Source organism: Nocardia sp. NPDC059229, from assembly GCF_042754165.1.
Taxonomy (GTDB): Bacteria; Actinomycetota; Actinomycetes; order Mycobacteriales; family Mycobacteriaceae; genus Nocardia.
On record NZ_JBHZAK010000045.1, the window covers coordinates 1 to 25,253 of the forward strand.

Sequence of the window (25,253 nt, forward strand, 5' to 3'; positions counted from 1 at the left end):
CCCGCGGGGGGGTGCCCCCACAACACTCATTTCTATCCAAAACCTAGGCCCGTTCTCTATGTGGTGGGGGCGGGCCTGCGGCCAGCCCTCACCACTGCCGCAGCCATTGGTTGATCGACACCATCGAGCTGGATGCCACCCTCGAGGCGTAGCTCGCGAGTTCCCGGCTAACCCTTCTGGTTAGCCGGGAACTAACTCTTTCGGCTATTTCTTCCGCGAATCGGGCATTGGGCTCGGTTTTCTCGTGTGTGCCGAATTAGCCTCGCTGTCACTGTCAGTCGAAATCCTGGAGGTGGGCAAGGTTATGGGATCGCCGGCGTCGGTCACCGTGCCGCAAGAATCGGATGCTTCGAATTCGCTGCCGCGCGTCCTCGCGCTCGACGCGGCGCGGGGCATCGCGGTGCTGGGCATGTTCGCGGTGCATATCGGGCCGCCGCGGGGCCAGCCGGGCGCGTCCTGGCTGACGGACTTCGAGGGCCGGTCGGCCGCGCTGTTCGCGGTATTGGCGGGCGTGTCGCTGGCGCTCATGTCCGGCGGGGCGCACCCTGCCACCGGGATCCCGGCCCGCCGCAGCCTGATTCGCATCGGCTCCCGAGCCGTGCTGGTCGCGCTGCTGGGTCTGGCTCTGGCGCAACTGCATTCCGGCATCGGAATCATGATCATCCTGACCTACTACGGTCTGTTCTTCCTGCTGGCCCTGCCCGCCCTGCGGCTGGAGGCCCGCGCGCTCGCGATACTCGCGACGGTGTGGGCGATCGCCGGGCCGATCCTGTCCTTCGTCATCCGAAGCCACATGCACCAGAACGCTTCCGGCGGCAACCCCATCTTCGAGATGTTCACCTCCTGGTCGGGTCTGCGGCAGGCGGGCCAGATGCTGGTGCTCACCGGCGGGTACCCGGCGCTCACCTGGATGCCGTTCGTCTTCGCCGGTATGGCCCTGGGCCGCTGGGGGATTCGCGCACTCCGGCCGCTGCCGGTGATCGGTGTCGGTGCGCTGCTGGCCCTGCTCGGATACGGCGGTTCGTGGCTGGTACAGCACCCGCTGGGCGGACGCGCGCACCTGGTCGACCTGCTCACCGCGGGTATGACACAGGCCGGGGTCACCGACTTCGATCCGGGTCAGATCATCGATATGACGGGTTTCGGCGCGGTGGCGACAACGAGCTGGTGGTGGCTGACCGTCGCCACCCCGCACAGCGGCACCCTGTTCGAGGTGTTCGGCGCGACCGGTGTCGCCTGCCTGGTGATCGGTGTCCTGATGGCACTGGTCCCGCGTGCCGGTATCGCCTTGCGGCCCTTGATCGCAGCGGGCTCCTGCGCGTTGAGCCTCTACATCCTGCAGGCGGTGGCGGTCAGTGTCCTGGTGCCGATACCCGACGAGAACGCGACCGCGTCGCCGGGCGGCATCCACGGTCCGGGCTGGGAACTACTGGCACTACTCTCCATCGGTTCCCTGGTGCTGGCGACTCTGTGGCGCAGCCGGTTCCGTCGCGGTCCGGCGGAACGGCTGCTCCACACGATCACTCAGGGTGTGGCGAACGCTCTGGTCAGGCGTTCTTCCCCGCCACATCCATGACGACCTCGAACTCCAGCAGCGACGCGCCAATGAAGTACCGGTTGTCTCCGGAGACGGGGCGCAGCAGCTGGAAGCCCAGGAACCCGGGCGAGTTCTCGACCGCGCGTCCGCGGTGCGCGAAGCTCTTCTCCAGCTCCGGGTATATGCCAACGTGGGCAACAGCTTTCACCAACCATGCTGACGGGGTGGCACCGCACCGCGATGCCACTTCATCGCACACTTCGAAACACTTCCTGGCGGCGAGGCGGGCGACCGATCCGATTGTCCTGGTTCAGTTTCCGTACGCCTGCAACCCCGCGACGCGGAATTCGTGACTCATCCCCGAGCACACCACGTCATTGCGGACCGAGACCGTGCACGTGGCTCCGGCGTAGTAGACCGACGTCGTGTACTGATCGACCCCCGGCACGATCGCGGGATTGCCACCCTGCTGGGTGTGGCTGCCATTGGAGCTCCACTGCGGGTGCGAGGGAAAGTAGGCCGTGTCGATGGCAACGGCCGGCACGTAGGGCACCGGGATCGTCATACCCGCGATCGTCATCGACATGATCGACGCCGGAGTCGGAAGATCGCACCCCACAACACCATTCGGCGTAATCGAACAATTGTTTCCCGCCATGTTGAACCACGCCACCCCATTGGCGTCCACGTAGGGCGCCGGATCGATGAAATCGGCGTGGGCCACACCCGGAACGAGGCTTGCGAACAACCCAGCGACTACTGCGCCGCCGGTGACCACTGCTGACCTAACCTGCATCGCACATCTCCTTTGATGAGTGTTCAACGGATCATGTCGTATACGTGTCGAGGCTGGTGGGAGATCTTGTCACGCATGAAGAAGGGGAGCCCGGACACCACGCCCAGACTCCCACAGTCGTCATGGTCGGTCAGGACCGGTCGAACTTTCCGTCCTTCACGGCCGCGTTGAAGATAGCCCATTGGTCGGCGGGGAACATCAGCTCGGGGCCGCCGGGGTTCTTCGAATCCCGGACGCCGGTCTCGGTGCCGAAGTGCGCGACTTCCACGCAAGCCTCCTGAGATGCTGAACGGCTGCTCTTGTACCACTGGGCACCCAGTCGGGTGGTGCTCATACCGCATACTCCTTCGCTTTGTGGGCCAACAAGTCCCGTGTGCATTGCTCATCCAACGCACGGCGCTTGATTTCCACAAGAGCGCTACGGTAACGGTCTACCTTGTCGGCCTGATCGAGATAGAGAGCCCCGGTGAACCCTTCGACGTAGACCACGGGCGGCTCGATCCACTTGGTCTTCAACTCCGGTGATGATCGGGGCGGAAACTCCAGCAGAACGAAGTGGTACGTCTGAAGCCCCAGATGCGCGCCGACCGTTTGCGGCACAACACCGATCGACACATTACGCCGCTGCCTGACCTTGATCAGTTGATGGATTTGATCGGCCATGACAGCTGGTCCGCCGATCTCATGGCCCAATACCGACTCCGACAGCAGGACGGCTGCGGAGAACGCCGGATCTTCCAACCGCTCTTGGCGTTTCATGATCAATTCCACCCGCTGTTCGACGGCCGAAGTGGGCATTCCGGGGAAGGCCGTCCACTCCAGGGCACGCCGATAGGCCGGTGTTTGGATCAGGCCCGGAACGAAGGTCGTCTGCCATGCGGTGAAACGCCGAGCGGACTGCTCGAGCCCTAGGTAAAGGTCGAAGTGTTCCGGCACGCAGTCGCCGTACGAGTGCCACCAACCGGGGCGCTGGGCTTCTTCTATCAGTCCCAGCAGGGCGGCAGTATCTTCGTCGGAGGCTTCGTAAAGCTTACAAAGGGCTTCGATGTATAGGGTTTTCAGTTTAACGCCGCCCTGGCCGCCTTCGAGCCGCCACATGGTCTGCGGCGAACACTGAATGACGGCACAAGCCTTGGAGACGCTGACCCCGGATGTCTCACGCAGCCTCCGAAGTTCACGCCCCAACATTCTGCGGGGAACGGTCGAACCGATCATTCCGTTAGCCTCACTATCGTTTGTGTGCTGATTTGGAATGGTTTTCGTGCTGGGGTTTGGAAGACGGGGAGAAAATTCGAGTACTCCTGCCCTGGAATCTTCCGCCAGTGAACGGGCGGCTGTCTACTGGTATTCACCCCCGGCCGCCGGGAACCTGAACGGTCGACCCGGTCAACAAGTTCCGATTGTGTGCCCTTCGATGCGGGTCGCATGTTCAGGCCGTACCGGCGGCCGGGGTCCACCAAACATCAACGTCGACAACCGGAGCGCCAGCCATGTACGGCATACCCATCGAAAACCACGAGGCGATCAGCGCGATGTCGATCGGTTACGCGCGCGATGTCCTCCGAGTCCACGAGTCCTGCCCGATGTCCGTGTGCGGCAAGAAGCGTCAGGCCATCGCCGTGATCCGTGCGGGCGACCGGACGACAGGGAGCAGGCCATGACCATCATCTCGCATGACGCACCGGACTATCCGGTCATGAATCTGCAAGCGGCACAACATGGTCTGAAGCAGCATCAGCACTGCGACGACAACTGAGACGCCCGCCGATACTTCACCAACCTGGTGCCGAATCTGGAGCGCGCAGACCGGGAGGTAAAGCCGCTCAGGGGAACCTGGAACATCTGGTGATCGCTGCACCGGTGTGGCCGGGAAGGTCCCCACTCCGCACTACCGTTCGCACCACCTCGGCATCGCTCAACCCGGATTCCCGCGATTGCCTTCATCATCCGCGCGGCAGGCACCGCCGCGCCTCCGCACTCGATGGCGGCCCGATGAATTCGGACCGCCACGGGTGGTGAGCGTCGACAGTGAGTCCGTTGAGGCAGCGGGGTTGCCGTAGATCGATCGCGTTCGTTGTAGGGGCTATGGTGGCGCAGGCAGCCGTGCAGGACGCCCCCGAGGCGGTTGCCGAGTACGGCTGGCATGCACCTTTGTTGCCTGTCTCAGCTCGTGGCGAACAACTTTGTCTCACGTTTGTCTGACAAAAGTGCCCAATCTTCAGCCGTCCGCTTTGCGCGCGTTCATCGCCCGGCCACTTTCAGCAGGATATTGCCGCCGCGGAGGAGATGTTGCACCGCGTCCTGGATGTGCTCGAGGGGGTACACGCCCGCCACGGGGACAACGAGGGTGCCGTCGGCCACCAGTGGTGCCGCCTCGCGAATGACGGGCATCACCTTGTCGTGGTAGTCGAAGTCGCCGACAAAGAATCCGCGGACGGTGAGGTGCTTGCCGACCAGTGCCGAGGTGTCGACCCACATGGGTTCGTCCCTGGCCCAGGGACTTCGACAGCGGACGCAGCATGCCGCGATTCGTACGAGCGCTGTCAGCACGACGACCCCCTCACCCCGATACCAGTACTTCTGCTGTTCTCGTTGCAATGCCGAGCAAACATATGGTCAGTCAGGCATGATCAGATACATCGAGGTCGGCGTTGCGATCGGCACCGCGGTATACGACCGGGCATATGATCTGGGCGGTACTCTTGCCGCGATATCGAAGGGGTGGCTAAGGAGACGGAAGCATGCCCGCTTTGGTTGATCTTGCCGTGGGGATCGCGCCCATCGCTGGTGGATTGGCTCTCGGTGCAGCCGCGGGATATCTGAAGGGTCCAGACGTCCGCAAGACGATCAAGCAGGATATGGAACTGCTGGACCGCCTACCTCCGGAGGAGGCGGAGCGGCGTGCCGAACTCCAACGGAGCATCGATAGCCGCATCGACGACCTGGTCGCGACCGTCAACCGATACCGGCCGCTGCGCAGAGCGGCCGCCTCCTATCGCGGCAGCTTGCGCGACATCCTGCTGTTTATCTGCGCGATTCTGTTTACGGCGGTCTGGTGGAGCGTCGATCATCATAAGACCAGCTGGCTACCGATGTTCGTTGTTCTCATTGTGATTTCAGTGTGGGCGGCGGGCTATGCGTTCAGCGGTCTGCGCAGATCCCTACTCAGTTACCGGCAAAGGAAGGACTGATCTACAGCACCCGTGCCAGCTGGCGCCACTGAGGCGCCGGTCCTTGGGATGCCGCAGCCTTGTAACTGTTGCGGACGTGGGACCCAGCATGGCCGACGCGTGCAACGAGATGACGACCAATCCGTGGCGTAGTGGGGTCTTGAGCTGGAAGTTCGTCGAATTGGTGAGTGTCGGCTTGGCCGTGGCGTGTACCAATCTTGATGTACAGGCGACGCGGCGGCATATGCGTGCCGCGCTTGCGGCCGGCGCGACGCGCTCGGAAATTCGTCCAGACGCCCAGCGGCGATCACCGTCATCGCGCCGACCTCGTCAGCCCTCTCGGGATCGGGCAAGAAATAGCAACAGCCACAACCACTGTCGTGATGCCGTGGGTCTACGCTCAGGGCATCACTGCGTCAGCGCCGGCCGGTTACACCACTACTCCCGCGACGTCCAGGCAGATGCCATCGGGCCGTCATCATGTCAGTAGCCGGTGAAGTCTTCTCCGGTCTCGATATTGCGGTACTGCTCGATACTTTTCTGATAGTCCGCGATGACTGCGCCGGCCAGGAACAACATCCAGGTGCAGTCCATTTTGGTATCGAACATGTTGAAGTTTTCGTGCGGATCGCTGCTCAGGTCGAACACCTGGGGGAAGTACGGTTCGACGATGGGTTTGTCTATTCCTTCGGTGTAGCGGAACACGACTTTGCCCGAGTCCACCTTCACCGACATCAGCTGATCGTCGAGTCCGAACAACGCGACGTATCTGCGTGGTGACTTCTCGGTGTGGCCGGTCAGGAACGCCGAGGCGTCGAGGCCGTCGATGGGCCTGTCGTCGGGGACGCGGCCGGATTCGCCGAGCATGCCGGCCAGGGTCGGCAGCCAGTCGAGGCCGGCCAGCATGTCGTTGCTCACGCGTCCGGCGGGCACATGGCCCGGCCAGCGGATGATGGCCGGTACCCGGTAGGAGCCCTCGTAGGGTGGGGTGAAGAAGTTGCCTCGCCAGGGTCCGTTCGAACCGCCTGGGACACTGACGACTCCGCCTGTGGCGTTGTCGCTGGAGAGTACGACGATTGTGTCCTCGGAGATCCCGGCGTGGTCGATGGCATCGAGGACCTGGCCGACGCGATGGTCTATCTCGGCGATGATGTCGGCATACTGGCCGAGCCGGTGCGGTGCCGTCCGGTCGAATTCCGGGTGCACCCGCTCGGGCGGATGGATGTGTGTGAAGCCGATGTAGGTGAAGAACGGCTGGTTCGCTGCCGCCTGCCGCGCAATGTATTCCGTGGCCCGCTCGACGATTTTCTCGTCGAGAAATGGGCGGATTTCCAGGTCGAGGTCGCCGGTCGCCTCGGCCTGCCGGCCCTTTCTGGCTTCCCAGAGTTTGGGTGATTCGCCGACTCCCATTCCGATCGCCAGGGGCAGGGGGAATCCGCTGTCGAGTAACTCCCGGTACGCGACGTACCCGGTGTAACCGGCCTCGTCCGTGGTGTTCTTCAGTCCCCACCACTCGTCGAAACCCTGATCGGTCGGCAGCCTGCCCTCGGTCGCGCCGAGGTGCCATTTCCCGTATGCGGCCGTCGCATAGCCGGCGTCGGACAGCAGGTTGGCCAGCGTGTATTCCCACGGGCACAGCCCGTAGGGTTTCGGCAGCAGCGGCACCTGCGTGGTTCCGGATCGTACCGGCAGGCGTCCGGTGAGGATGGCCGAACGGGTGGGGGTGCATTGCGGTTCGACGGTGTAATTGGTGAGCCTGGTGCCCTCTGCTGCGAGGGCGTCGATACGTGGGGTAGGCGTCTGGCCGCCGTAACACCCCCAATCGCCCCAGCCGACGTTGTCGAGCAGCATGAAGACGATATTCGGTCGAATGCTCGGCGCCATGTCGATCAACCCCTTTTCCGATACGTCATCGTCTGGGATGGGGCAGGAAACCCGAGGCGGCGAGGTCCTCGGCAAAGAAAATCCGCGCAGGCCCACGCCTGCGGTGTGAGGTGCGGGCTCAGGCGGTTATCTCGTAGGGCCGGCAAGTGCCTGTCATCCTTTTGCCCAAGCCCAGGCCGTCAAGCGCCAGTCGGTGCCGACCTTGCCCAGTGCCGCAGTGAAGACCGCGCCGGTTTGCGTCACCTGCTCGCCCTCGAGGTTGTACGAGAAGGTGGCCGGAACGACGACGTACCCGAAGTCGCCGGTGACATCGACATGGCGTGGCTCACCGAGATCGATGCGGTAGCCGGAAGCCCCGACGTGCTCAGCCTCAGCAAGCGCGGCCCTCCACCAGTCCTCTGCGGCTGTCGGCCCCTGCCACACGTGTGGCGACATTCCGTCCAGGATCTGCATCGGGTCAGCGCACGCCGCTGCCATCGCCTTCTGGTCACCGTTGTTGAAAGCGTCGACATACTGGCGCACCACCGCCATCGGATCGTTGGAGCCAGGCACGGCAGGTCTCCTCTCTCGTGGTGCGTCGTTCATTGACCGCTGAGAGTGATTCGTAGCTGCCGTGCCGATGGCCGTACATCAATACGGTCGCTGTCGCGACGATGTCACAAGTGCCCCCGACACCCCCGGACAGGCGCCACGGCTTCGAACTGCGCGGATCGCGGCAATCCAGGATGTCGTGTATTACAACCGGCAGTAGTCCGGGAACCGTTGTGCGACTGCGGTGTCGAAGGCCGCAGATTCATCCATGGGGCGACTATGACCCACGGCTTGATTGGACAGAGTAGACGGAAGCGCGAGCGATCCAGCCCACCCGAACTCGAGCTCCATCCGAGCCAAGCCTCGGAGTAGGAGACCGTAGGTCTACTTGCGCTTCTTGCCCCTGTTCTCCAAGGCCTCGACACCGGATTGCGGGGTGGCCGACTTGGCCTTCTTCTCCGCTCGTTTTTCCTTCAGGGATTTCCCCTGAGCCTTGGACATCTTGCTACGCGGAGATTTGTCGGACAACTGGTACGTCCTTTGTTTGGAAGACCTCTACGGACTCGTGGCCTCGACAGTACGCCACCCTGGCACTTCCCGGCCCCGGATCAGAACAAGGCGTGCCGACGGCAGGACTCTGCATCGGCGCGCGATCGCGTTCGGCATAGTCGACAACATCCAGGCAGGCGGTCCGATAATCGGCATTTGCGGACATTCCGCCGCCTCGGATCGGCAGGGCCAGTTGGACTTTCGCCTGCCCTGCCCTGGCCGCTTCGAGCCGCGCGAGAGGCGGCAGATGAGTGTGTTCAGCAGATGCCCGTTCGAAAAGGGTGACCAGCGCGAGGAGGGTGCGTAGGTGTGGGCGGCGCGATGAATCGATGATTCGCTCGCCTGTATCCGGGTACGACGCGCCTGGTTGCGGTTGGGTGGTTCACCCGATCCAATTGCTGGTCATGTCCTGCACTTTCGCGCCGTCGAGGTCGGCGAGTTTGACGGCGACGAAGTTTCGGGCGGTGTCGGAGGTCTGGACTCGGAACGGGAGGTCGGTGGCGTCGAGTGCTTCGACGATGGCCTGGGCGGCGGATTCGGGGGATTGGGCGTTGGCGAAGGCGCCCTCGGTGCGCTTGCGGTAGGCGGCCAGCGCAGAAGCGTACGGTCCGGCCGCGTTCGTAGCCAGTATTTCGCGTCCGCCGACGTTGGCGACGAATTCGCTTGCGACGGCACCGGGTTCGATGATGCTGACCGCGACGCCGGTCTGCGCGGCTACTGGGGCCAACGCTTCCATGAAGCCCTCGACGGCGAACTTCGCGGCGCAGTATGCCTCGTTGAACGGCTGTCCGATGACCCCGCCGACGCTGCTGACGGTGAGTACTCGTCCGTGTGTGGCGCGCAGTTGCGGGAGCGCGGCACGGGTGACTTCGAGGACGCCGAAGAAATTGACCTCCATGACGGCGCGGATCTCGCCGATGTCCTCCAGTTCGAGGGTGCCCAGGTGGCCGGCGCCCGCGTTGTTGATCAGCGCGTCGAGGTGGCCGTGGTTGTCGACGACGCCGGAGACGCAACGGTGGACGGAGGCCGGATCGGTGACATCGAGCTGTCGGACCTCGACGTGGTCGGCAACGCCGTCGTGGCGGGCGAGCTCGATGAGTGCGGTCGAGCGGGCGGTGTCGCGCTGGGTGGCGATGACTTGCCAGCCGGAGCGGGCGGCGTGGATGGCCGTGTGCAGTCCGATGCCGGTCGAGGTGCCGGTGATCAGGACGGTTTTCCGGTCGATGGACGGGCTCATGGGGTTCCTCCTGGCTATTGGTTATTAACCATAATCATAATACATCATAATTATGATGAGGTATCGCTATAGTGGAGGGCATGTCGAGCGAGCAGGAGCAGCGGGAACTGACGGCCGAGGTGGTAGGGCTGTTCGCGGCGATCAATCGCCGCTACGCCACCGAGGCGGAGGCAGCGGCCGGCGCCCATGGTTTGACGCCCATGCAGGCCAAAGCGCTGCTGGCAGCGCAGGAACCGGTCGTGACCCGGCGAATCGCCGAACATCTGCACGCCGAGCCGTCGAATGTCACCGCCCTCGTCGACAAATTGCAGACCCGTGGCCTGATCGAGCGCCGGGAGAACCCGAACGACCGTCGAGTGCGCCTGGTCGCGGCGACCGATCAGGGCAGACGCGTCGCCGAGGACCTACAAGCCCGCATGCCCTTCGCCAGCCGACCACTGGCCCGGCTGACCACCGAGCAACAACACCAACTCCGCACCCTGCTCACCATCCTGCTCACAGACTGACCGACAACCGATCAACAGCCCCTGAAATACGCGACATTCGGCGTGAGCGCGCACCGCTGACGGCCGTGAGGCACTCTGCCCGTTGCGTTTCCGCAGGTCCACGTCGGCCGCTGCGGGCCGTGCGGGTCGCGGCATTTCCGGATGGTTGGTGTGGATCGGTTCCCGGTCTAGGTTCGGCTCATGGACACCGTGGTCGAGTCTGCGTCGTACGTGAGGGATTGCATCAAGTGCGAATCGCCGGCCGAGGCTACCGTCGTCGAAGCCCTGACGGGTGGCAGACATGAGTGGGATATGCACGTGACATGCCGAAGGTGCGAAACCGAATGGTATGAGTGCGGTTTCGAACCGCCGCCGGCGAGTGTTCGAGCGGCGATCCTGGCGGCCAACGGCCCGAGCGTTCTCGAACTCCGCGCCGGGAGTGCCACGCCGGCATCGGTAATGCGTGTCCTTCGCCAAGTCCGACCGCTGCCGCTCTCGCAAGCGCGGTCCATGGCCGACGAACTCCTGCGCGTCGGGCTTCGAGGGACTCTCGTGGAAATAGAACTCTTGGCACGCTCCCTGCGCGCCTCCGGTGCCGTCGTCAGCATTCGGTCGAGCAGCACCGACGGCCTTTGAACCTTCACGTGTCGACATGTTCGATCCTGGTGTGGCCGGGCGGGGATTGTCGAGCAGAAGTTGATTCCGGACGACGGCGAGGCCGCCCGAGGCTGCCATGGACATGAGCGCTGGTTGAGATGTCAGGTGGCCGAGGCCATGTGGGTGCGCTCGGCCTCATCGCGGGTGTGCAAGTGCCGCAGGTCTTTTCGATGAGCACTGCGTGTGGATAGGCGTTGATCGACACCGGTCCCCGACCTCTCGTGATCCTGCGCGTTCCAAGATCATCGGCACACCGTAGCTAGGAGCTGAGCCAAGTCAGCTGCTACCCGACAACGCCCTGCATTCGGCATGACGATGCGTTCATCGTACTCGGATGGCAACGGCCAGTTGATCTTTCGCTGCACCACGCTGGCCGGTTCGGTCAGCGCGGTGCGGCATTAGCGTGCATTTGCGTACGCCGCGAGTCTCACGATTGTCGATACGCCGACTGCGGGGATCGAGCGATGAGACGCCTCGAACGGGCTGACTGCTGGTATTCAGAGTCGGCGGTCGTCGGCCGGGATGAGTAGGGGAAGGGCGAAGTGGCACAGTTCTTCAGCCGCGTCGACGTTCTGTGGCGTCTTGCCCAGCATTGGCTCGAGGATGCGGAGGGTGGGCGCGCCGGGCCAGGTGTGGCCCATACCGTGAATGGTCCATGCCTCCACGCGGGTCCCGCCGACGCCACCGCCGAGGGCGCGCCGGGTTACCGCCAGATGGTTGGGGTCGGATCCTGCCGGGCGTTCCTCGACCGTCTCGTCGGCGGTGCAGCGATCGATTTCGGCCCAGCGCCGAGCAGTTTCGGCAAGTGAGAGGGTCCGTCCGCGGAGTTCGCCATTCGGGCCGCGGCGTCGTGAGTGTCCGCCCTCGATCGGGACAACCCGATCGGCGGTGCCGTTGATCAGCAGCGCCGAGACTGCGTGGGTCGGCTGCAGGTCGGCCAACTCGGCGGGTAGCCCGCCCGCGATCGCGGCGAACACCGCAACCGATTCGGGGGCCTCCAGCGCCATCCGGTGCGCCATGAACGCGCCGTTCGAGATGCCCGCCAACAGCAATCCGTCATGTCTGGTGCCGTGCTGATCGGCGCACCACTCGGCGACTGTCCGCAGGAAGGCGACGTCGTCCACCGCATGTCGGTCACCGGTGGTGACACCGCGGCCGTCCGCCCAGGCGCCGCCGAAAGCCTCCGGATAGGCCACCGCGATGCCATACCGATCGGCGCACGCGCCAAAACCGTTGGTACGCCGCGATATCGAATCGGCGAAGCGCTGGAGCGGTCCGAGTACCGACGAACGGTTCCCGTGCAGAACCAGCACCAGTGGCAAGTCCGCACGCGGCGCGGCGGGTAGCCGGAGCGCGAACGACCGTCGCCGCCCTTCGACGCGCAAGTACACGGTCTTCATCGATCCCCCGTAGTGAGATATACAGCCTAACTGCGCAGTTTACCTGTCCTGCATTGAAGCGTGGACGAAGGTTCAACGCGCCCGCCCATCGGCTGTACCGCGCGCTGACGACGTTCGGTCGGCGGGCTCAGATGACCCCTGCCCGTTGATCTTCCACGCAGCCGCGCTGGCCGGTTCGGTCAGCGCGCCAGCCCGGAATTCCAGTTTCGGTCCGCGATCGCCGGCCCAGAACTGCTGCCAGCTGGGGTCCTGGGCGCGTCCGTGATCGGTACCGCCGATCAGTACGAACGGGCGGTCCAGTCCGTCGGTGAGCACTGAACCCCACAGGGAGCCATCCAGATCCACCCCTGCGGCGACGCGGCGATCGTCGTGCATCACCTGGGCCGCAGTGGCGCCACCGAGGGAATGCCCGAACATCGCGATCTTCGACAGGTCGAGTATTCCGGCGAGGTTCGCGGGCAGCGGATGCCCGTCGGCGTCCGGGTCTGCGCCGGTGCTGAGGTCGGCTAGCCGGTCGAGGACGTATCGCGTGTCGGCGACGCGGACCTGCATCGCCTGTTCGATCTGTGCGTTGACCTGGTCGGTATCCGGGGCCTGCGGCAGCATGCTCTTTTCGAGTCGTCCGCCGGGGAATTCGGTCGCCAGCGATTCGTAGGTGTGGCTCATTGCGACCACGATGAATCCGTGACTGGCGAGATCCTCGGCCTGTGCGGTACTGGCCTCCCGCGGCATGCCCATGCCGGGGGAGAACAATACGATCGGCCGCCGCCCACCGGTGCTGTCGGCGGCCGCATCGACCCGACCGTGGCTGGACGTCAACGTCCACGCCCCAGCGATCGGCGGGCCGATCTTGGCCAAGCCGTCTGCGTAGGCCCGGGTCATCTGTTCGGAAGCCCAGGGCCGCGTTGGCGTTGCCGTCCGATCGGCGGCGGGGTACCAGATGCTGACCATCAACTCGCGTGCACGAGCCGGGACATACGGATCCTGACGCGACGGATCGACCAGGTGCAGATCCACCACGCCGATCGCATCGGCACCGGTCGGCTCAGGCAGGGCAACGACGACCGACGCCTCTTGCGACGGCACCGGTTCGGCTCGGGCAACGACGTCGACCACGGCACCGGCCGAGGCCAGCAGCAAAATCAATAGACACCGAAATACCCTGCCTAACAAGATAATTCCCTCCCCGGTCTCGACGGCGCTCGCCTTCGACCGGCTCAGCCTAGCCCGAATCCCCGTACGGGCGACAAGCTCCGCCCCAGAGGATCGCGACCCGACTGTGGCATCCGCAACTCGCCATGAGCGCACGGCCGGCCCCTTCTCTCCTAAGCGGAGCGAAAGATCTCATCGGTACGCTCGTGGGCATGGGCGGAGACTTGGTACTGCTGATCGCCACCATGGGCCCGTTGGCGCTGTTCGGGTAGGCGGCTATTCGGGCGAAAGCCTCGGGGGGTCGTTTGTCGGGCCGTTTCAGGAGATGTTTGATCCCAGCGCGGCGCGAGCACAGATCGTCATCGAGGAGATCGCGGAACTGCCGGATCCTGCGGACTCCGGCGACCCGGACAACGAGGACGATGTGCCGAACACAGTGGTGTATAAGGGTGTTCGGCTCTGCATCAACCCTGATAAGGCTCGGCGGCGCCGAGGTGACGGGACCACCAGGCGAGCTGGGTGAGCACCCGCCTGGCCAACCCCGGCAACGCCGACCCCGACGAGGTCGCATTCCTCAAAGGCCTATGCCAGGCGTGAAGCACCCGCCGATACATCAGACAGGGCGCTCCCAGTTTTCACCGCCTGAACGGCCTTCGGACCCTCACACCGCTCCTCCAAATTCACCGTCCGGTGGTGCCAGGATTCACCGACCTAGCCACTCGGATCACTCGCTCATCGGCAATAGCGTGCACTGCCGGCGGCTGTATGGCGCTCTGCCCGTTGATCTTCCGATGCCCGCGCTGGCCGGTTCGGTCAGCGCGGGATGCGGCAATCGAGTGCGTTCGGTTGTATCGGTGGGTCGACGTCCCGGCAAGAAGGGGCACACTTCGTTGCCGGGACGTCGACTATCCGAGATGGTCGTCCAGGGCCGTTGTAGGCGTCCCTCGACGACCGCGAGCCATCCGTGAAGGGGCGGGCGCTGGCTCGCGTCTATTCGAGCACCGGGCTGGTGCCCCGTCGGAAAGGGTTGCTCCGGTAATCGAAAAGCGCGGTGCCACAACCTTCTGTTCCGACCGCGGTCGCTACGTCGCCGACCCCGAGACTTGGCCATGAACGGACGCATTGCCGTCGACCTGAACGTCCGTAGAACGACACCGAGCTGAGTGGGGCGGTGCAGACCACGCATAATCGCATCGCTGATCACCCTGTGACCGCCGGGCTGTCTCGGTTCCATGCTGGTCATGGCCCGAGGAACAATCGTTCGCACGGCAGGCGCGGCAGCAGCAGACATTCCTCGACGGTGTCGCGGATCAATTCGATTGTGTACCAGCGCTTTCGTCTCCAATCCTGGATCAGATTGCGGGCTGCCGATGCGGTAGCCGCGTAGTCGAAGAAGGTGTCACCCAGCCAGATCCGTAGGTGCACATCGCTTCCGGGCGATAGCCATGTTTCGGTTGTCATGGCCTAGGCCCTCCTCGGGCTACGCCGGACGAGTACATATGGCTCACCGCTACGACAATTCCACCGCCAGCACCACCAGCGGCAAGCCTGTGATCACCTCGCCACCCGACTGCCGGGTCAAACTTTCCGGACGAGGCGCCAGGTAGCTGAACCGGGATCGAATCCGTACCGGTCGAGCAGTTTGGCTTTGTACGGCTGTTTGGTGTGCGTGGTCAGAAGAACCAGTGCTCTGGATCGCTGCCGTGCGGCACGATGCTGCTGAAGTTGCCGCGGAAGAACCCCAGGGCTTCACCCTCACGTGAGCAGACATCTCGGACGGTGCCGAAGACCACGGTGTGGTCGCCGGCCTCGACGATGCGGTCGACGTCGCAATCCAGGTGGGCGAGGGCGCGCGGCACCACGGGGACTCGGTGGCCGTCGTATTCGAGCTCGAGACCAGCGAAGTGGTCCTCTCCGCGCTGGGCGAAACGCAGAGCGATGGCCTGCTGACGACTCGACAGGATGTTGACGGCGAACCGTCCGGCCGCGCTCACCGCCTCGGCACTGCGAGCGCCGTGGTTGAAGCAGACGAGCAGCATGGGTGGGTCGAGGGAAACGGAGGTGAGCGAATTGACGGTCATGCCGTGCGGGACGCCGTTGAACTCTGTGGTGATCACGGCGACGCCAGTGGCGAATTTCCCCATCGTTCTGCGCATTGCCGACGAGTCGACCATTGGGGATGCCATTGTCATTTCCCCTGCTCCTTGCCTGCGGGGTAGCGGACTTCGAAGGTCAGCACCCCCTCGTCGGAGCGCCACGGCCCGTGCGGCATTCCCGGCGGGCGGCATGCGTACTGGCCGGCGGTGAACTTCTCGCCCAGGGTCAGGTCCACGAAGGAGCCTTCGAGGATGTAGACCTCTTCCCAGAAGTCGTGCCGTTGCACGCCCATCGGCGTGGAATCGGCGCCTGGTGCGTATCGCAGGATCCGAGTGGCAACGCCGGTCATCGGATCTTTGCTGAGGATCCGTTCGGTGATCAGTGGGTCACCGCCGGGACAGACGGTGAACTCGACGTCGCTGACGGAGAAGAACTCGAATTCCGGCTTGCTCATGCGGTCACCTGGCCCAGCTCGGCCGACGGCACCTCGGACAGATCGTAAGACGCCAGGAACTGTTCGACGGTGCGGGTCGGGGTGTCGTAGTCGAAGTTCCGGAACGCGTAGCCCTTCACGACGAACGGCGCTCCGGCGTAGAAGAGCTCATATTGCTGGTGGCGTCCTGCGAACTCACTGCCGATGGCATCCCAGGCGAGTTTGAACAGCTTCACTCGCTCGACAGCGGACAGGCCCGGGCTGCTCACATAACGGTCCATGTCCGCGCGGGTCTGCTCGCCGGCGAGCTCGTGAACGCTCGAAGGCACCTGCAGTACCCCGCCTCCGGCCAGATCGCGCACGATCTCGATTACCCGCGGGTGGATCTCGGACTGCAATCCCATCGCGCCGTACAGGGCGGCCGCGCCCGGGCGCCACAATCCCTGCTCGTCCGGCGTCGCGGTGTGCTCTGCGGCGAGGACCCCGGATTCCACTACGGAGACCAGGCTGGCGAGCTCGCCGAGCTTCTCGACAACGCCGGGGAACTTGTCGACACCGTTGACCGCGGCGATCTTGCGGGCGATCCCTGCAAGGAACCGCAGTTTGGTCGCGAAGCGGATCTGCGCCTGCCAATTGCCGAGCACATGTGCGGCGGTATCGAAGAACTGCTTGCGCAGACCCGGGACGTCCTTGTACACGAAGACGTTTTCCCAGGGGATGAAGACGTCGTCGAACACCAGCAGGGCGTCGGTCTCGTCGTAGCGCGAGCTCAGTGGATAGTCGAACTCGCTGGTCACGCTGGGGGCGTACGGGCGGCGGCAGTACAGCGTCAGTCCGTCGGCATTCACCGGGACGGTGAAGCTGATCGCGAAGTCCGAGTCCTCGGCTTGCAGCGGTTTGATGCAGGAGACCAGGATCTCGTCGGCGACTGCGCCGCCGGTGGCGAGCATTTGGGCACCGCGAACGACGATGCCGTCTTCGCGTTCGTGTTTCACACCGACCTGGATGAACTCGCCCTCCCATGCGTGCGCGGTGCTTGTGCGGGAGAACTGCGGCGGAATGATCGCATAGGAGACATAGAGATCGTTCTCGACGATCCGGCGGTGGAAGGCGAGGACGTTGTCACGCAGATCGTGTTCTTGCGCGAATGCTTCGGGGTGGGCCGAGAAGGCGGCGACGAAGGCGCCGACGTGGTCGGGTGAACGGCCCACCCAGCCGTGGGTGTGATCGGCCCAGACCTGGGCTGCCGTGCGGTAGGCCGTGAGATCCTCGGCACTGTGCGGCGGCAGGAACAGCCTGTTCACAGGGCGGCCGAGGGTCTGGTCGGTCACCTGCATGCCGTTGCGTGGATCGGCTGCCAGGTCGAACAGGTCTCCGATCGTGCGGGCGATCGGCGCGAACGCCGGATCGCTGGCGACGTGCTCCACGGGCGTGCCGTTGACGATCACGCGGCGGCCGTCGTCCAGCGAGGCCAGATAGTCGGTGCTGGTGCGCATTAGCTGCTCCTGACAGTGACGTTGTATGTGAATTCGATCGGGGCGTGACCCGGCACTTCGAGGCTCATCTGCCAGTGTCGGCCGTATCGGAAGGTGCCGTCGACCAGCGGCATGGTTCCGCCGAACAGGACCAGCGCGGACTCGTCGCGGTCGTGTTTGCCCCATTTGGAAAGCAGCTCGCCGAGCGGCAGCATCGAAGCGAGAGTTCCTCGCTGGTAGAGCTCGCCGTTGACCCGGTTGCACACCGTGATGTTGTCCCAGTGCGCGATGCTCGGGTCGGTTCCCAGGTCGATGACCGTGGCGGCTATCGGCTTGGGGCACGCGGCTTTGGACAGGCGGATGCTCTGCGTTTCGAGTACCCGGTCGGTGTGGTCGGAGCCGACTGTCAGGTAGTACCGCTGATTGGCGTATATCAGGACCGGTTCCACCTCGCCCGACGTCGATGGCCCGTCGACCTCGATGGTGGCATCGGTGGTCACGGTGTCGGCGGCGACGTCGTAGAAGGCAGGGATACTGTCCGGCCTCGGCACACCGATGGCGGCGAGCTCATCGACGTGGTGCGCGACGGCGGCCGTGTCGCGGCCGGTGTACCCGGCCACGATGACGTCGGTCGGTGTGAAGGCCAGTCTGTTCCCAGAACTGGTCCGTAGCTGCAGCTGGGTGATGCCCGTGGTCATGTGCTACTCCACTCTGGTCGATAGGTCAGGGGGCCAGCGTCGGTCCGCCAATGCCGGAAACTCGGCGCGGACACGTTGCGGCAGAGCAGGATCGATCTCGGCGAAGGTGAATCCCTCGTCGGAACCTGCCTCGACGAGCGCCTCTCCCCAGGGGTCGACGATCCGGCTGTGGCCGCCGAGGCTTACCCCGTGTTGTTCGCCGACTGCATTGCAGGCCAGCAGCCACGACTGCTGCTCGACCGCACGCACGCTCGTGAACAGTCGCCAGTGCGCGAGGCGTGCGGCCGGCCAAGCCGCACACACGGCCAGCAGCTCGGCGCCGGCGTCGGTCAAACTGCGGAACAGCTCCGGAAAGCGCAGGTCATAGCAGGTGGTGATGCCCGATGGCACACCGGCGATCGAGTCGACGGTTATGGAGGTGCCCGGTGTGAGGAGCTCCTGCTCCCGCGAGCCATACCCGAAGACGTGCACCTTGCGGTAGGTGTTGCGCACGGAACCGTCCGGGCTGACCACCACCGAGGTGTTGTACAAACGGCCCTGCTCATCGATTTCGACGATGCTGCCGAGGTGAACGAACAGCCGATGCGAGGTGGCCCAGGAACGGGCCGCGGTGACCGTCGGGCCGGTGAGGGGTTCGGCTCGGTCCTTGTACTCGTCGAAGGCGAAGTAGGCGGCCCCCCACAGCTCGGGCATAACCAGCAGATCAGATTTCTCGAGCTCTGATTCGCGATCGATCGCGTCACCGACCCGCCGTAGCCGAGTCGCCATGGGCTCGGAGTCCGGGCTAGCGACCTGAAACAGCGCTACGCGCAAAGCGATTCAGTCCTTTCTTGATGGCGACTCCCACGGCACACAAGTCGCTCGCGTGCCGTGGGTCGCGTCGGTTCAGGCCGACAGAGAAGTTTCCGCGTTCTGCAAGTGAGCGATGAGCTCGTCGTTGAACTTCTGCCCGATACGCTGCACTGCGTGCGGACTGCCCTCGAACAGAACGCGTTTCGCCGACAACCCCTCTGCCAGAGCGTCGGCGACATCTTCGAACCCTGGAGTGCCACCACCGGTGACCACCAGCTTGGGGAACGTGGTCCGCGCCAGCGCCTCCAGCGGAACGCCTGTCTCCCAAGGCCTTTCAGTGGTGAGATTGCGGATGGCCTCGGCCAGTGGGGCAGGCAGGGGCGACGGCAGGGTCATGTCGACGTTGAGTACCTTCAAAAAGCCGACTGCGAAGGACTCGAGATCGGCGGGGTCGGCGGCCGAGAAGTAGTCACGCAGCGCGGTCGCGAGCCGGTCTGCGGCCGGTCGTCCAGCACCGTTGGGTAGTGCGGGCGGCTCGATCACCGTCAGCGACCAAACCTTCTCCGGGGCCAGTGCTGCGGCCCGCATCGCAACGACCCCACCCATCGATGTTCCGACCAGATGTGCACCATCGCCGAGCAACTCGGCGATCTCGGCCGCGTCCCTGTCCGGATCGATACGCGGTGTGCTCGGGCTCGGGTGGTAGCCCCGGCGGTACGGTGCGGTGATCTGGTATCGGTCGGCCAGCACCCGCTGCTCAGCGAAGGCCGCGGCGGCCGAACTCAGGCTGCCGTGCACCATGACGATGCGTGGGCCGGAATCGCCCCACCGCTCTGCGGCAAGTTCAGTCATCGGGTCGTCCTTACTGCTGCGCGGCCGCGGAGGCCTCGGCACGAGCGAACACGCCAGGGTCGATGTCCAGCTGACGCGATTGGAACTTCCAGCCGGCTTCGGTGCGCACCAGCACGTCGGTGTAAATACCGGTGGCGATGATGAACGGCGGCTCCACGACCTGGAGTTTGGTAACTGTGCACGTCGCCGTCGCCGCCTCGCCGTCGCCGTCGACGGTGTAGTTCGTCATCAGATGACGTGCACCGTCCTCCTTGCCGGCCGCGATGTGACCGTTGATGAACTCCCTGATGGCGTCGTGTCCGACAAACGTGCCGTAAGTCGCGATGAACTTTCCGTCGGGAACCCATGCCCCGAGCCAGGAATCGACATCGTGGTTGTCGAGCGATCGCATCTGCAGGTTCGACAGCTCGATGATCGCCAATTTGTCTGAAGCGGACAGAGGCATCCGTGTGCTCCTTTGCCAACCGGATGGGCTATGACACAGCACACACTACGGCACTTGTATTCGGTATACAAGTGTGTAGCGTGCTGAATTTCGCATACGGCTCTGTTAATCTAGGGGTATGGCAAAGCTGAGCGGCATCACAGCAGTTGAACGGCCCCCGACGCTGGGTCGGCGCGCTTATCTGCAGATTCAGCAGGCGATCAGAGATGGCTCACTCACCCACGGTGAGCAGTACTCGGAGAACGAACTGGCCGAGTCTCTCGGCATGTCCCGAACGCCTGTCCGTGAAGCCCTTCTCACGCTCAGCCGCGAGGGAATCATCGTCGTCGAATCCCAACGCGGGTTCCGTCTGCGCGAGCTGTCGACAGCGGAGCGGCAGGAGATCTTCGATCTACGTTCGCTGCTCGAAGGCTTTGTGGCAAGCCGTTTGGCGCTCAGTGCCACGGCCGAGGACATCTCACAGCTACGTACAATCGTTGGCGCGCAGGAAAGCCTCAGCAGCGGCCAAGAGCCGGAGTTCCTGGCGCTGGACGAGCGGTTCCACCTGCTTCAGTCCGAAATCCTCGGCCTCGAGCGCACCCACGCAACGATGGTCAGCCTGCGCGGGGCAATGTGGCTCTTCGGTTTCGAGGCACTCAAGCTACCTCACCGCCTCGAAGCAGTCGTCGTCGAACACCGCGCCATCATCGATGCCATCGAACAGGGCGACCCCGAGGCCGCAGCCAGCGCAGCACGCAAACATCTCGCGAACACCGCTGCCGTCGCACTCTAGTAGCCCGCTGCGGATTCACACTACGTCTCGCCAGAAACACGAACTGAGCCCCACCCGGATTCCGATGTGGTTGTCGGCGGCCATGTGGCTACGCCCCTTCGGCGGCCGCCGAATCCGCCGTGGTCTGCGACACTGAGGTCAGAATCGATAACGATCCACACCCGAAGATGCTGCAGTTGCTGCTCGACGCGGCCGCCAACTCCTGATCGGGCGGCGCCCATCCCTTTTCCGAACGACGACGGGGAGCGAACGATCGAAATCAGGAAGTACCTGCCTACGGATAAGCAAGCGTGTCTGAAGATCATGGCGAGCAACACGCCTGAATTCTCTGCGCGGTACGAAGTTTCGGAGTTCGACAAGCTTCTCGACAACCGCCTGAGGCCGGAGGGTCAGTGGTGTTCGGGAACCGATATTTCCGCTGGTGAGCGGTCGAATCGGAGTCCGTGCCAGGACGGGTGGCGCAGGCCGGTGGCGGTGCGTTCGCGGTAGGCGACATCACCGACCAGGTGCGGGGCGACCCAGTGCGCGGTGGCCGTGATCGATGCCGGGATCTCACCGGTGACCGCCGGTGTGGCAACGGCCAGGGCCAGCAGTTCACGCTGTAGCGAGCGGCGGGTGGTGTCGCTGAACCCGGTCCCGACCGCCCCGAGCAACACCAGCCGCCCCTGGTTGTCGTGGGCGGCGACGAGCAGGGACCCGAACACCTCGCTGTGGGTGTGGCCGGCCAGCCAGCCGACCACCACCACCTCGGCCGACCGGCGCAGCGGGAGTTTGCGCCAATACCTGCGAGCGCCCGGCCCGGTAGGTGCTGTCCACGCGTTTGGCGATGACGCCCTCGATGTCGTGGGCGGCGGCGACCTGCATCATCCGCGAGACCGGGAGTTCGTCCCGGATCAGGACCCGGACCCGCTGGACGCTGGGGCAGGGTGGCTGCCGTTGTCTACCATGGCGCTCAGGTAGTCGATGTCCGTCACGGAGTTCCAGTCCTTGATTCCGTCCTTCCTGGGAAACTCATCCGGACAGGAGGCACTCACCCGTTGGGTGGAGTGGCTGTTGACGAGGACCGAGATCTCGTGTGAACCGACAGTGCCCGTGCATCGCACCCGGGCTCGCACCCGGTAGGTGTCATCGGTGTCGTTGCGGCAGCTGCGCCCGAAACACGACACCCCGTCGGCCAGGTCCTTGGCGTTCGCTACCGGGGCGAGCGCGCCAGCCGCCGCCGTGATCAGAGCGGCAGCGCTCAGACCCACCAGCATCCGTTGAGCCATGTGTGAATCAACTCCTATCGACTGTGACCCGACCCGGGATTGAGCCTGTCGCACAGGAGGTTTGGCGCGCATCGGGGCAAACCCGGAATTCGCCCGCTGACCCACCCTGATTCGTGGAGATGGCCGGGAAGGCCACGACGTCCGCCCCGAGTTCGTCTGCCATGCGCAAGGATTCGTGATGGCAGGAGGCCAGCAACGCGGGGCGGTCCTGGGTCGCCGACCGCACGGTTGCCCGAAGGTGCCCAATAGGTTGCCCTCAGTCGGAGCCGTTCAGGTGGGGATTTGCGCGCTCGGCGCGAGGTGTCCCGCACCGCCCCCAGTTCGAGCGGCACGCGGCGATGGCCCGGAATGGCCAGTGCTGCGACTGGCGTCCAGCGCGGGCGCAGTCGCTGAGTCGCTGACCAATACCAACCCGGCCAACGCTCGGCCCGGCAGTGGTCCTAATCCCCGGCGGCAGCGGCTGGTCATGTGGGTGTGGGTGGCTCGGCGGCGTGATGCACGACGGCGTGCCACCACGATTCGAGCCGACTCAGCTCCGGCCAGCGCACCAGGCCGGCGAGCGAGCCTGTCACCGCGTGGTTCGCGTGGGGTTGCTGTCATGGCGCACCTCCGAATCCCTGTCCCGGCGCCCGGTCTCACCGGGGCGGGCTGGATTCGCAACTCGCGGCGGCGGTGTACGCCGAGGTCGACCGCGCACGAGGAATGCCACGAAGGCCCAGGGGCAATGCCGAGGGGTCTGCGCCACCGCAGAGGGGGCCGACCTGCGCCAGAGTAGGCATTCAAGGTCAACGGCAGGCTACGTTCGAGCCGCCCAGCTTCACCCCTGCCTGGAATCATCCGCAGGACACCGAATGCGGGGCCCAGCGACTTTTCACGGATTTGTCCCTCAACCCCCTAGATGAGTGATTCCAAGGGGTGTGGTGGATCTCCAACTGCTAGTCAGGACAGCGGCCGTTGAGGCAGTTTGTCGGTCCATTCGCGTTGCTCGGGGGTGTCGGGGACGGTGAGTCCACGAGCTTGTTCGAGTCGATTCCATGCTGTGTCGGGGTCGGTGCCGTTGATGACAAGGAGCGCGGCGGCCAGCAGCGATGCGCGGCCGATGCCGAAGCGACAGTGGGTGAGGACGTGTGCGCCGTCGTTCAGTTCCGCCGCGAGGTGCTGGAGAGTCGGCAGCACGCTGGCCCGGTCGGGGACGCCGCGGTCGACGATCGGGATGGAAACGAACCGCAGGCCCGCCTCGCGTGCTGTGCGCGCTTCGGCTCCAAGGTCGCACTCGTAGAGTTCAGCGGCGGTGAGCGCGCAGACCAAGTGGTCGACGCCGGACGCCTTCAGAGCAGTCATCTCGTCTTCGAGCCACTCTCCGCCGCGTGGCTTGGCCATGATGCTCAGCTGTCCGGGACCCCGGTGGTCAACGGTGTAAAAGTTGGGGTGCATGCGCATGTTCATTGCCTCAGGTTGTGGTGGTTGCTTGCAGAAGTCGGCGGCGCGAAGCCAGGCTGATCATGAGAGATGTTGCCGGGCAAGGGTTTTGCGCGCATTCCGGCGTGATTGCGGGGCGAAGGTGCCGTAGATCAAGGGTGTGAGCAATGACATCGACACCCTCGCCACTGCACTGTATGTCACCACCGACGACCTGTTGACCGCCCGCCCGGATCTGCGGCTTGTGGCGACCGCCGATCGGGTTCACCTCCGAAGCCCGCTGGCTACGTTATGCCCGCACCCACCTGCGGCACCTGTTCCGGTATCTGCCGAAAAAGCCCGGCTACAACAAGCGGCTCCGCAACGCCGCCGGGCTGATCCGCACCGTGATCCGCTTGCTCGCCGCTGACACCGCCTTGTGGACCGACGACGTGCGGGTCGCCGATTCCACCCCGGTCGAATGCGGCCGGTCGAGAGAAACGGTGAAACGCTCCGACCTGGCCGGATGGGCCGAATACTGGTACTGCGCTGCGCACTCACGCTACTTCTGGGGGCTGCGGTTACACCTGATCGCCACTTTCGGTGGCCTGCCGATCGGGTTTGCCATGGCCGGAGCCAAGGCCGACGAACGCGAGGTCCTGCTCGGCATCCTCGACGCCGACCCTGCCTTGACGACGGCCCGGCCGGGTCAGACCTTGATCGCGGACAAGAACTACTTCGGCGCCGGGTTCGAGACCGATCTGGCCGACCGGAGCCTGCTTCTGCTGCGCCCGGCCCGCGAAGGCGAGACCGAACGGGACTGGATCGAGAACGTGGTCGCACACATACCGAATCGCATGTTGTCGTTCCTCGTGCGGAACGCCGAACTTCTGATGTTTCTCGTAGTCGGGGGTATCGCCTTCGCTACGACAACAGTGCTGTTCTTCGGCTTGAAGTGGACTGTTCTGAACGGGATGCCGGTGACCGCGAACGTTGTCGCGGCGCTGCTCGCAACCATTGTTTCCTACGTGCTGAACCGCGAGTGGGCCTTCACCGCCCGCGGTGGCCGCCAGCCCCGGCACGAAGCCGCGCTGTTCTTCGTTGTGGCTGGCGTGGGGATGGCGATCAACCAACTGCCCTCGCGGTTTCGAACTACGTTTTCCAGCTGAAAACCCGCATGTTTTCACCGTCGGTGGAGAACATCGCCGATTTCGTCAGCGCGTCCATAGTCGGCACGTTGCTCGCTATGGTGTTCCGCTGGTGGGCGATGCGCAGATTCGTGTTCCCCGATCAGGTCGTGTCCCCCGATCGGGTCGTGCCCGATGCAGTACCTCTGAAGCAGGTCCAGGAGAACCACCTTTGACACCGCCCTGACCCGTTCGAGCCCTCTCGACCCGGAACCCCCACTCGCACATGGTCGCCGATGTTGCGGTGCGCTTGCGCGCATGACCAGCGCCGATCGGCCGTTACATCAGCTTCGTGTACCAGGTGACACGATTCTTACCGGCACCCCGATCGATACGGTGGCCGCTACCAGGGCACCACGCCGTTGCGGCCGATGAACGAGCCGGAAGTGGCATCGACCTTCAGCATCGCGGCCTCGACCACGGGCTCGGCGCCTTGCG

Annotated in this window: 30 protein-coding genes; 7 read left to right on the forward strand and 23 right to left on the reverse strand. The window is 64.5% G+C overall.

Annotated elements, in window-relative coordinates; genetic code table 11:
* Nucleotides 1-304 precede the first annotated feature (304 nt).
* Entirely contained in the window at nt 305-1,576 is a 1,272-nt protein-coding gene (locus ACFXHE_RS42835; RefSeq protein WP_379391307.1) for a DUF418 domain-containing protein, read from the forward strand.
* Here ACFXHE_RS42835 and ACFXHE_RS42840 read toward each other — a convergent pair.
* From ACFXHE_RS42840 to ACFXHE_RS42860, 5 genes are all read right to left on the reverse strand, one after another.
* A complete protein-coding gene (locus ACFXHE_RS42840) occupies nt 1,548-1,748 on the reverse strand; it encodes an antibiotic biosynthesis monooxygenase family protein (RefSeq protein WP_379391309.1) in 201 nt (66 codons plus the stop codon). The genes ACFXHE_RS42835 and ACFXHE_RS42840 overlap by 29 nt on opposite strands.
* A 99-nt stretch (nt 1,749-1,847) precedes the next feature.
* Nucleotides 1,848-2,333, reverse strand: coding sequence for a hypothetical protein (locus tag ACFXHE_RS42845; RefSeq protein WP_379391311.1), 486 nt, complete (start codon nt 2,331-2,333; stop codon nt 1,848-1,850).
* A gap of 130 nt (nt 2,334-2,463) precedes the next feature.
* Nucleotides 2,464-2,667 (reverse strand): DUF397 domain-containing protein, encoded by a 204-nt coding sequence (locus ACFXHE_RS42850; protein WP_354843786.1) that lies wholly within the window; start codon nt 2,665-2,667, stop codon nt 2,464-2,466.
* Nucleotides 2,664-3,548, reverse strand: coding sequence for a helix-turn-helix domain-containing protein (locus ACFXHE_RS42855; protein ID WP_379391314.1), 885 nt, complete (start codon nt 3,546-3,548; stop codon nt 2,664-2,666). Before ACFXHE_RS42855 ends, ACFXHE_RS42850 begins: the two co-directional genes overlap by 4 nt.
* Before the next feature lie 1,026 nt (nt 3,549-4,574).
* A complete protein-coding gene (locus ACFXHE_RS42860) occupies nt 4,575-4,811 on the reverse strand; it encodes a hypothetical protein (protein ID WP_379391316.1) in 237 nt (78 codons plus the stop codon).
* A 263-nt stretch (nt 4,812-5,074) separates the two neighbouring features.
* Here ACFXHE_RS42860 and ACFXHE_RS42865 point away from each other — a divergent pair, with 263 nt between their 5' ends.
* A complete protein-coding gene (locus ACFXHE_RS42865; RefSeq protein ID WP_379391318.1) occupies nt 5,075-5,524 on the forward strand; it encodes a hypothetical protein in 450 nt (149 codons plus the stop codon).
* An 88-nt stretch (nt 5,525-5,612) separates the two neighbouring features.
* Nucleotides 5,613-5,993, forward strand: a complete 381-nt coding sequence (locus ACFXHE_RS42870) for a carboxymuconolactone decarboxylase family protein (protein ID WP_379391320.1) — start codon at nt 5,613-5,615, stop codon at nt 5,991-5,993.
* Here the strand turns inward: ACFXHE_RS42870 and ACFXHE_RS42875 are convergent.
* The 4 genes from ACFXHE_RS42875 to ACFXHE_RS42890 all read right to left on the reverse strand — a co-directional run bounded on the left by ACFXHE_RS42875 (nt 5,987) and on the right by ACFXHE_RS42890 (nt 9,704).
* The gene (locus tag ACFXHE_RS42875; RefSeq protein WP_379391322.1) at nt 5,987-7,483 is read right to left on the reverse strand and encodes an arylsulfatase; all 1,497 of its coding nucleotides are present in this window, start codon (nt 7,481-7,483) and stop codon (nt 5,987-5,989) included. The genes ACFXHE_RS42870 and ACFXHE_RS42875 overlap by 7 nt on opposite strands.
* Before the next feature lie 57 nt (nt 7,484-7,540).
* Nucleotides 7,541-7,939, reverse strand: a complete 399-nt coding sequence (locus ACFXHE_RS42880) for a nuclear transport factor 2 family protein (protein WP_379391324.1) — start codon at nt 7,937-7,939, stop codon at nt 7,541-7,543.
* Between the two features lie 363 nt (nt 7,940-8,302).
* Complete coding sequence (locus ACFXHE_RS42885; RefSeq protein WP_379391326.1) at nt 8,303-8,446, reverse strand: hypothetical protein; 144 nt, start codon at nt 8,444-8,446, stop codon at nt 8,303-8,305.
* 403 nt (nt 8,447-8,849) lie between these two features.
* Nucleotides 8,850-9,704, reverse strand: a complete 855-nt coding sequence (locus ACFXHE_RS42890; RefSeq protein ID WP_379391328.1) for an SDR family oxidoreductase — start codon at nt 9,702-9,704, stop codon at nt 8,850-8,852.
* A gap of 80 nt (nt 9,705-9,784) precedes the next feature.
* On the opposite strand from ACFXHE_RS42890, the gene ACFXHE_RS42895 reads away from it, so the two are divergent.
* The gene (locus tag ACFXHE_RS42895; protein WP_379391330.1) at nt 9,785-10,210 is read left to right on the forward strand and encodes a MarR family winged helix-turn-helix transcriptional regulator; all 426 of its coding nucleotides are present in this window, start codon (nt 9,785-9,787) and stop codon (nt 10,208-10,210) included.
* Between the two features lie 1,133 nt (nt 10,211-11,343).
* Here the strand turns inward: ACFXHE_RS42895 and ACFXHE_RS42900 are convergent.
* The 10 genes from ACFXHE_RS42900 to ACFXHE_RS42945 all read right to left on the reverse strand — a co-directional run bounded on the left by ACFXHE_RS42900 (nt 11,344) and on the right by ACFXHE_RS42945 (nt 20,190).
* Entirely contained in the window at nt 11,344-12,246 is a 903-nt protein-coding gene (locus ACFXHE_RS42900; RefSeq protein WP_379391332.1) for an alpha/beta hydrolase family esterase, read from the reverse strand.
* A 72-nt stretch (nt 12,247-12,318) separates the two neighbouring features.
* Complete coding sequence (locus ACFXHE_RS42905; protein WP_379391334.1) at nt 12,319-13,392, reverse strand: alpha/beta hydrolase family protein; 1,074 nt, start codon at nt 13,390-13,392, stop codon at nt 12,319-12,321.
* A gap of 1,245 nt (nt 13,393-14,637) precedes the next feature.
* Nucleotides 14,638-14,859, reverse strand: coding sequence for a hypothetical protein (locus ACFXHE_RS42910; RefSeq protein ID WP_379391336.1), 222 nt, complete (start codon nt 14,857-14,859; stop codon nt 14,638-14,640).
* Nucleotides 14,860-15,071: 212 nt separating this feature from the next.
* Nucleotides 15,072-15,590, reverse strand: a complete 519-nt coding sequence (locus ACFXHE_RS42915; RefSeq protein WP_379391338.1) for a flavin reductase family protein — start codon at nt 15,588-15,590, stop codon at nt 15,072-15,074.
* Nucleotides 15,587-15,949 (reverse strand): cupin domain-containing protein, encoded by a 363-nt coding sequence (locus tag ACFXHE_RS42920; protein ID WP_379391340.1) that lies wholly within the window; start codon nt 15,947-15,949, stop codon nt 15,587-15,589. The genes ACFXHE_RS42915 and ACFXHE_RS42920 overlap by 4 nt, the downstream gene beginning before the upstream one ends.
* Complete coding sequence (locus ACFXHE_RS42925; protein WP_379391342.1) at nt 15,946-17,424, reverse strand: 4-hydroxyphenylacetate 3-hydroxylase family protein; 1,479 nt, start codon at nt 17,422-17,424, stop codon at nt 15,946-15,948. Before ACFXHE_RS42925 ends, ACFXHE_RS42920 begins: the two co-directional genes overlap by 4 nt.
* Nucleotides 17,424-18,101, reverse strand: coding sequence for a DUF2848 family protein (locus ACFXHE_RS42930; protein WP_379391344.1), 678 nt, complete (start codon nt 18,099-18,101; stop codon nt 17,424-17,426). The genes ACFXHE_RS42925 and ACFXHE_RS42930 overlap by 1 nt, the downstream gene beginning before the upstream one ends.
* Nucleotides 18,102-18,104: 3 nt before the next feature.
* Entirely contained in the window at nt 18,105-18,914 is an 810-nt protein-coding gene (locus ACFXHE_RS42935) for a carbon-nitrogen family hydrolase (RefSeq protein WP_379391346.1), read from the reverse strand.
* A 72-nt stretch (nt 18,915-18,986) separates the two neighbouring features.
* Nucleotides 18,987-19,745, reverse strand: coding sequence for an alpha/beta fold hydrolase (locus ACFXHE_RS42940; RefSeq protein ID WP_379391348.1), 759 nt, complete (start codon nt 19,743-19,745; stop codon nt 18,987-18,989).
* A gap of 10 nt (nt 19,746-19,755) precedes the next feature.
* Nucleotides 19,756-20,190: a nuclear transport factor 2 family protein gene (locus ACFXHE_RS42945; protein WP_379391350.1), complete on the reverse strand. Its 435-nt coding sequence runs from the start codon at nt 20,188-20,190 to the stop codon at nt 19,756-19,758.
* A gap of 118 nt (nt 20,191-20,308) precedes the next feature.
* On the opposite strand from ACFXHE_RS42945, the gene ACFXHE_RS42950 reads away from it, so the two are divergent.
* Entirely contained in the window at nt 20,309-20,962 is a 654-nt protein-coding gene (locus ACFXHE_RS42950) for a GntR family transcriptional regulator (RefSeq protein WP_379391352.1), read from the forward strand.
* A gap of 389 nt (nt 20,963-21,351) precedes the next feature.
* Here the strand turns inward: ACFXHE_RS42950 and ACFXHE_RS42955 are convergent, their stop codons facing one another.
* From ACFXHE_RS42955 to ACFXHE_RS42970, 4 genes are all read right to left on the reverse strand, one after another.
* Entirely contained in the window at nt 21,352-21,702 is a 351-nt protein-coding gene (locus tag ACFXHE_RS42955) for a hypothetical protein (RefSeq protein WP_379391354.1), read from the reverse strand.
* Between the two features lie 153 nt (nt 21,703-21,855).
* Nucleotides 21,856-22,230, reverse strand: a complete 375-nt coding sequence (locus tag ACFXHE_RS42960) for a hypothetical protein (RefSeq protein WP_379391356.1) — start codon at nt 22,228-22,230, stop codon at nt 21,856-21,858.
* A gap of 7 nt (nt 22,231-22,237) precedes the next feature.
* Entirely contained in the window at nt 22,238-22,456 is a 219-nt protein-coding gene (locus tag ACFXHE_RS42965; protein ID WP_379391358.1) for a macro domain-containing protein, read from the reverse strand.
* Between the two features lie 713 nt (nt 22,457-23,169).
* On the reverse strand, nt 23,170-23,676 hold the full coding sequence (locus ACFXHE_RS42970; protein ID WP_379391360.1) for a hypothetical protein: 507 nt from the start codon (nt 23,674-23,676) through the stop codon (nt 23,170-23,172).
* Between the two features lie 359 nt (nt 23,677-24,035).
* Here ACFXHE_RS42970 and ACFXHE_RS42975 point away from each other — a divergent pair, with 359 nt between their 5' ends.
* Nucleotides 24,036-24,797, forward strand: a complete 762-nt coding sequence (locus ACFXHE_RS42975) for a GtrA family protein (protein WP_379391362.1) — start codon at nt 24,036-24,038, stop codon at nt 24,795-24,797.
* Between the two features lie 23 nt (nt 24,798-24,820).
* Nucleotides 24,821-24,991, forward strand: coding sequence for a hypothetical protein (locus ACFXHE_RS42980; protein ID WP_379391364.1), 171 nt, complete (start codon nt 24,821-24,823; stop codon nt 24,989-24,991).
* The last annotated feature ends 262 nt before the right edge of the window (nt 24,992-25,253 follow it).

Coding starts and splice junctions, on each gene's coding strand:
- ACFXHE_RS42835 (WP_379391307.1), top strand. CDS start 305: ATGGGATCGCCGGCGTCGGTCACCGTGCCGCAAGAATCGGATGCTTCG.
- ACFXHE_RS42845 (WP_379391311.1), bottom strand. CDS start 2,333: ATGCAGGTTAGGTCAGCAGTGGTCACCGGCGGCGCAGTAGTCGCTGGG.
- ACFXHE_RS42850 (WP_354843786.1), bottom strand. CDS start 2,667: ATGAGCACCACCCGACTGGGTGCCCAGTGGTACAAGAGCAGCCGTTCA.
- ACFXHE_RS42855 (WP_379391314.1), bottom strand. CDS start 3,548: ATGATCGGTTCGACCGTTCCCCGCAGAATGTTGGGGCGTGAACTTCGG.
- ACFXHE_RS42860 (WP_379391316.1), bottom strand. CDS start 4,811: ATGTGGGTCGACACCTCGGCACTGGTCGGCAAGCACCTCACCGTCCGC.
- ACFXHE_RS42865 (WP_379391318.1), top strand. CDS start 5,075: ATGCCCGCTTTGGTTGATCTTGCCGTGGGGATCGCGCCCATCGCTGGT.
- ACFXHE_RS42870 (WP_379391320.1), top strand. CDS start 5,613: ATGGCCGACGCGTGCAACGAGATGACGACCAATCCGTGGCGTAGTGGG.
- ACFXHE_RS42890 (WP_379391328.1), bottom strand. CDS start 9,704: ATGAGCCCGTCCATCGACCGGAAAACCGTCCTGATCACCGGCACCTCG.
- ACFXHE_RS42895 (WP_379391330.1), top strand. CDS start 9,785: ATGTCGAGCGAGCAGGAGCAGCGGGAACTGACGGCCGAGGTGGTAGGG.
- ACFXHE_RS42900 (WP_379391332.1), bottom strand. CDS start 12,246: ATGAAGACCGTGTACTTGCGCGTCGAAGGGCGGCGACGGTCGTTCGCG.
- ACFXHE_RS42910 (WP_379391336.1), bottom strand. CDS start 14,859: ATGACAACCGAAACATGGCTATCGCCCGGAAGCGATGTGCACCTACGG.
- ACFXHE_RS42915 (WP_379391338.1), bottom strand. CDS start 15,590: ATGACAATGGCATCCCCAATGGTCGACTCGTCGGCAATGCGCAGAACG.
- ACFXHE_RS42920 (WP_379391340.1), bottom strand. CDS start 15,949: ATGAGCAAGCCGGAATTCGAGTTCTTCTCCGTCAGCGACGTCGAGTTC.
- ACFXHE_RS42925 (WP_379391342.1), bottom strand. CDS start 17,424: ATGCGCACCAGCACCGACTATCTGGCCTCGCTGGACGACGGCCGCCGC.
- ACFXHE_RS42930 (WP_379391344.1), bottom strand. CDS start 18,101: ATGACCACGGGCATCACCCAGCTGCAGCTACGGACCAGTTCTGGGAAC.
- ACFXHE_RS42940 (WP_379391348.1), bottom strand. CDS start 19,745: ATGACTGAACTTGCCGCAGAGCGGTGGGGCGATTCCGGCCCACGCATC.
- ACFXHE_RS42945 (WP_379391350.1), bottom strand. CDS start 20,190: ATGCCTCTGTCCGCTTCAGACAAATTGGCGATCATCGAGCTGTCGAAC.
- ACFXHE_RS42950 (WP_379391352.1), top strand. CDS start 20,309: ATGGCAAAGCTGAGCGGCATCACAGCAGTTGAACGGCCCCCGACGCTG.
- ACFXHE_RS42960 (WP_379391356.1), bottom strand. CDS start 22,230: ATGGCTCAACGGATGCTGGTGGGTCTGAGCGCTGCCGCTCTGATCACG.
- ACFXHE_RS42970 (WP_379391360.1), bottom strand. CDS start 23,676: ATGAACATGCGCATGCACCCCAACTTTTACACCGTTGACCACCGGGGT.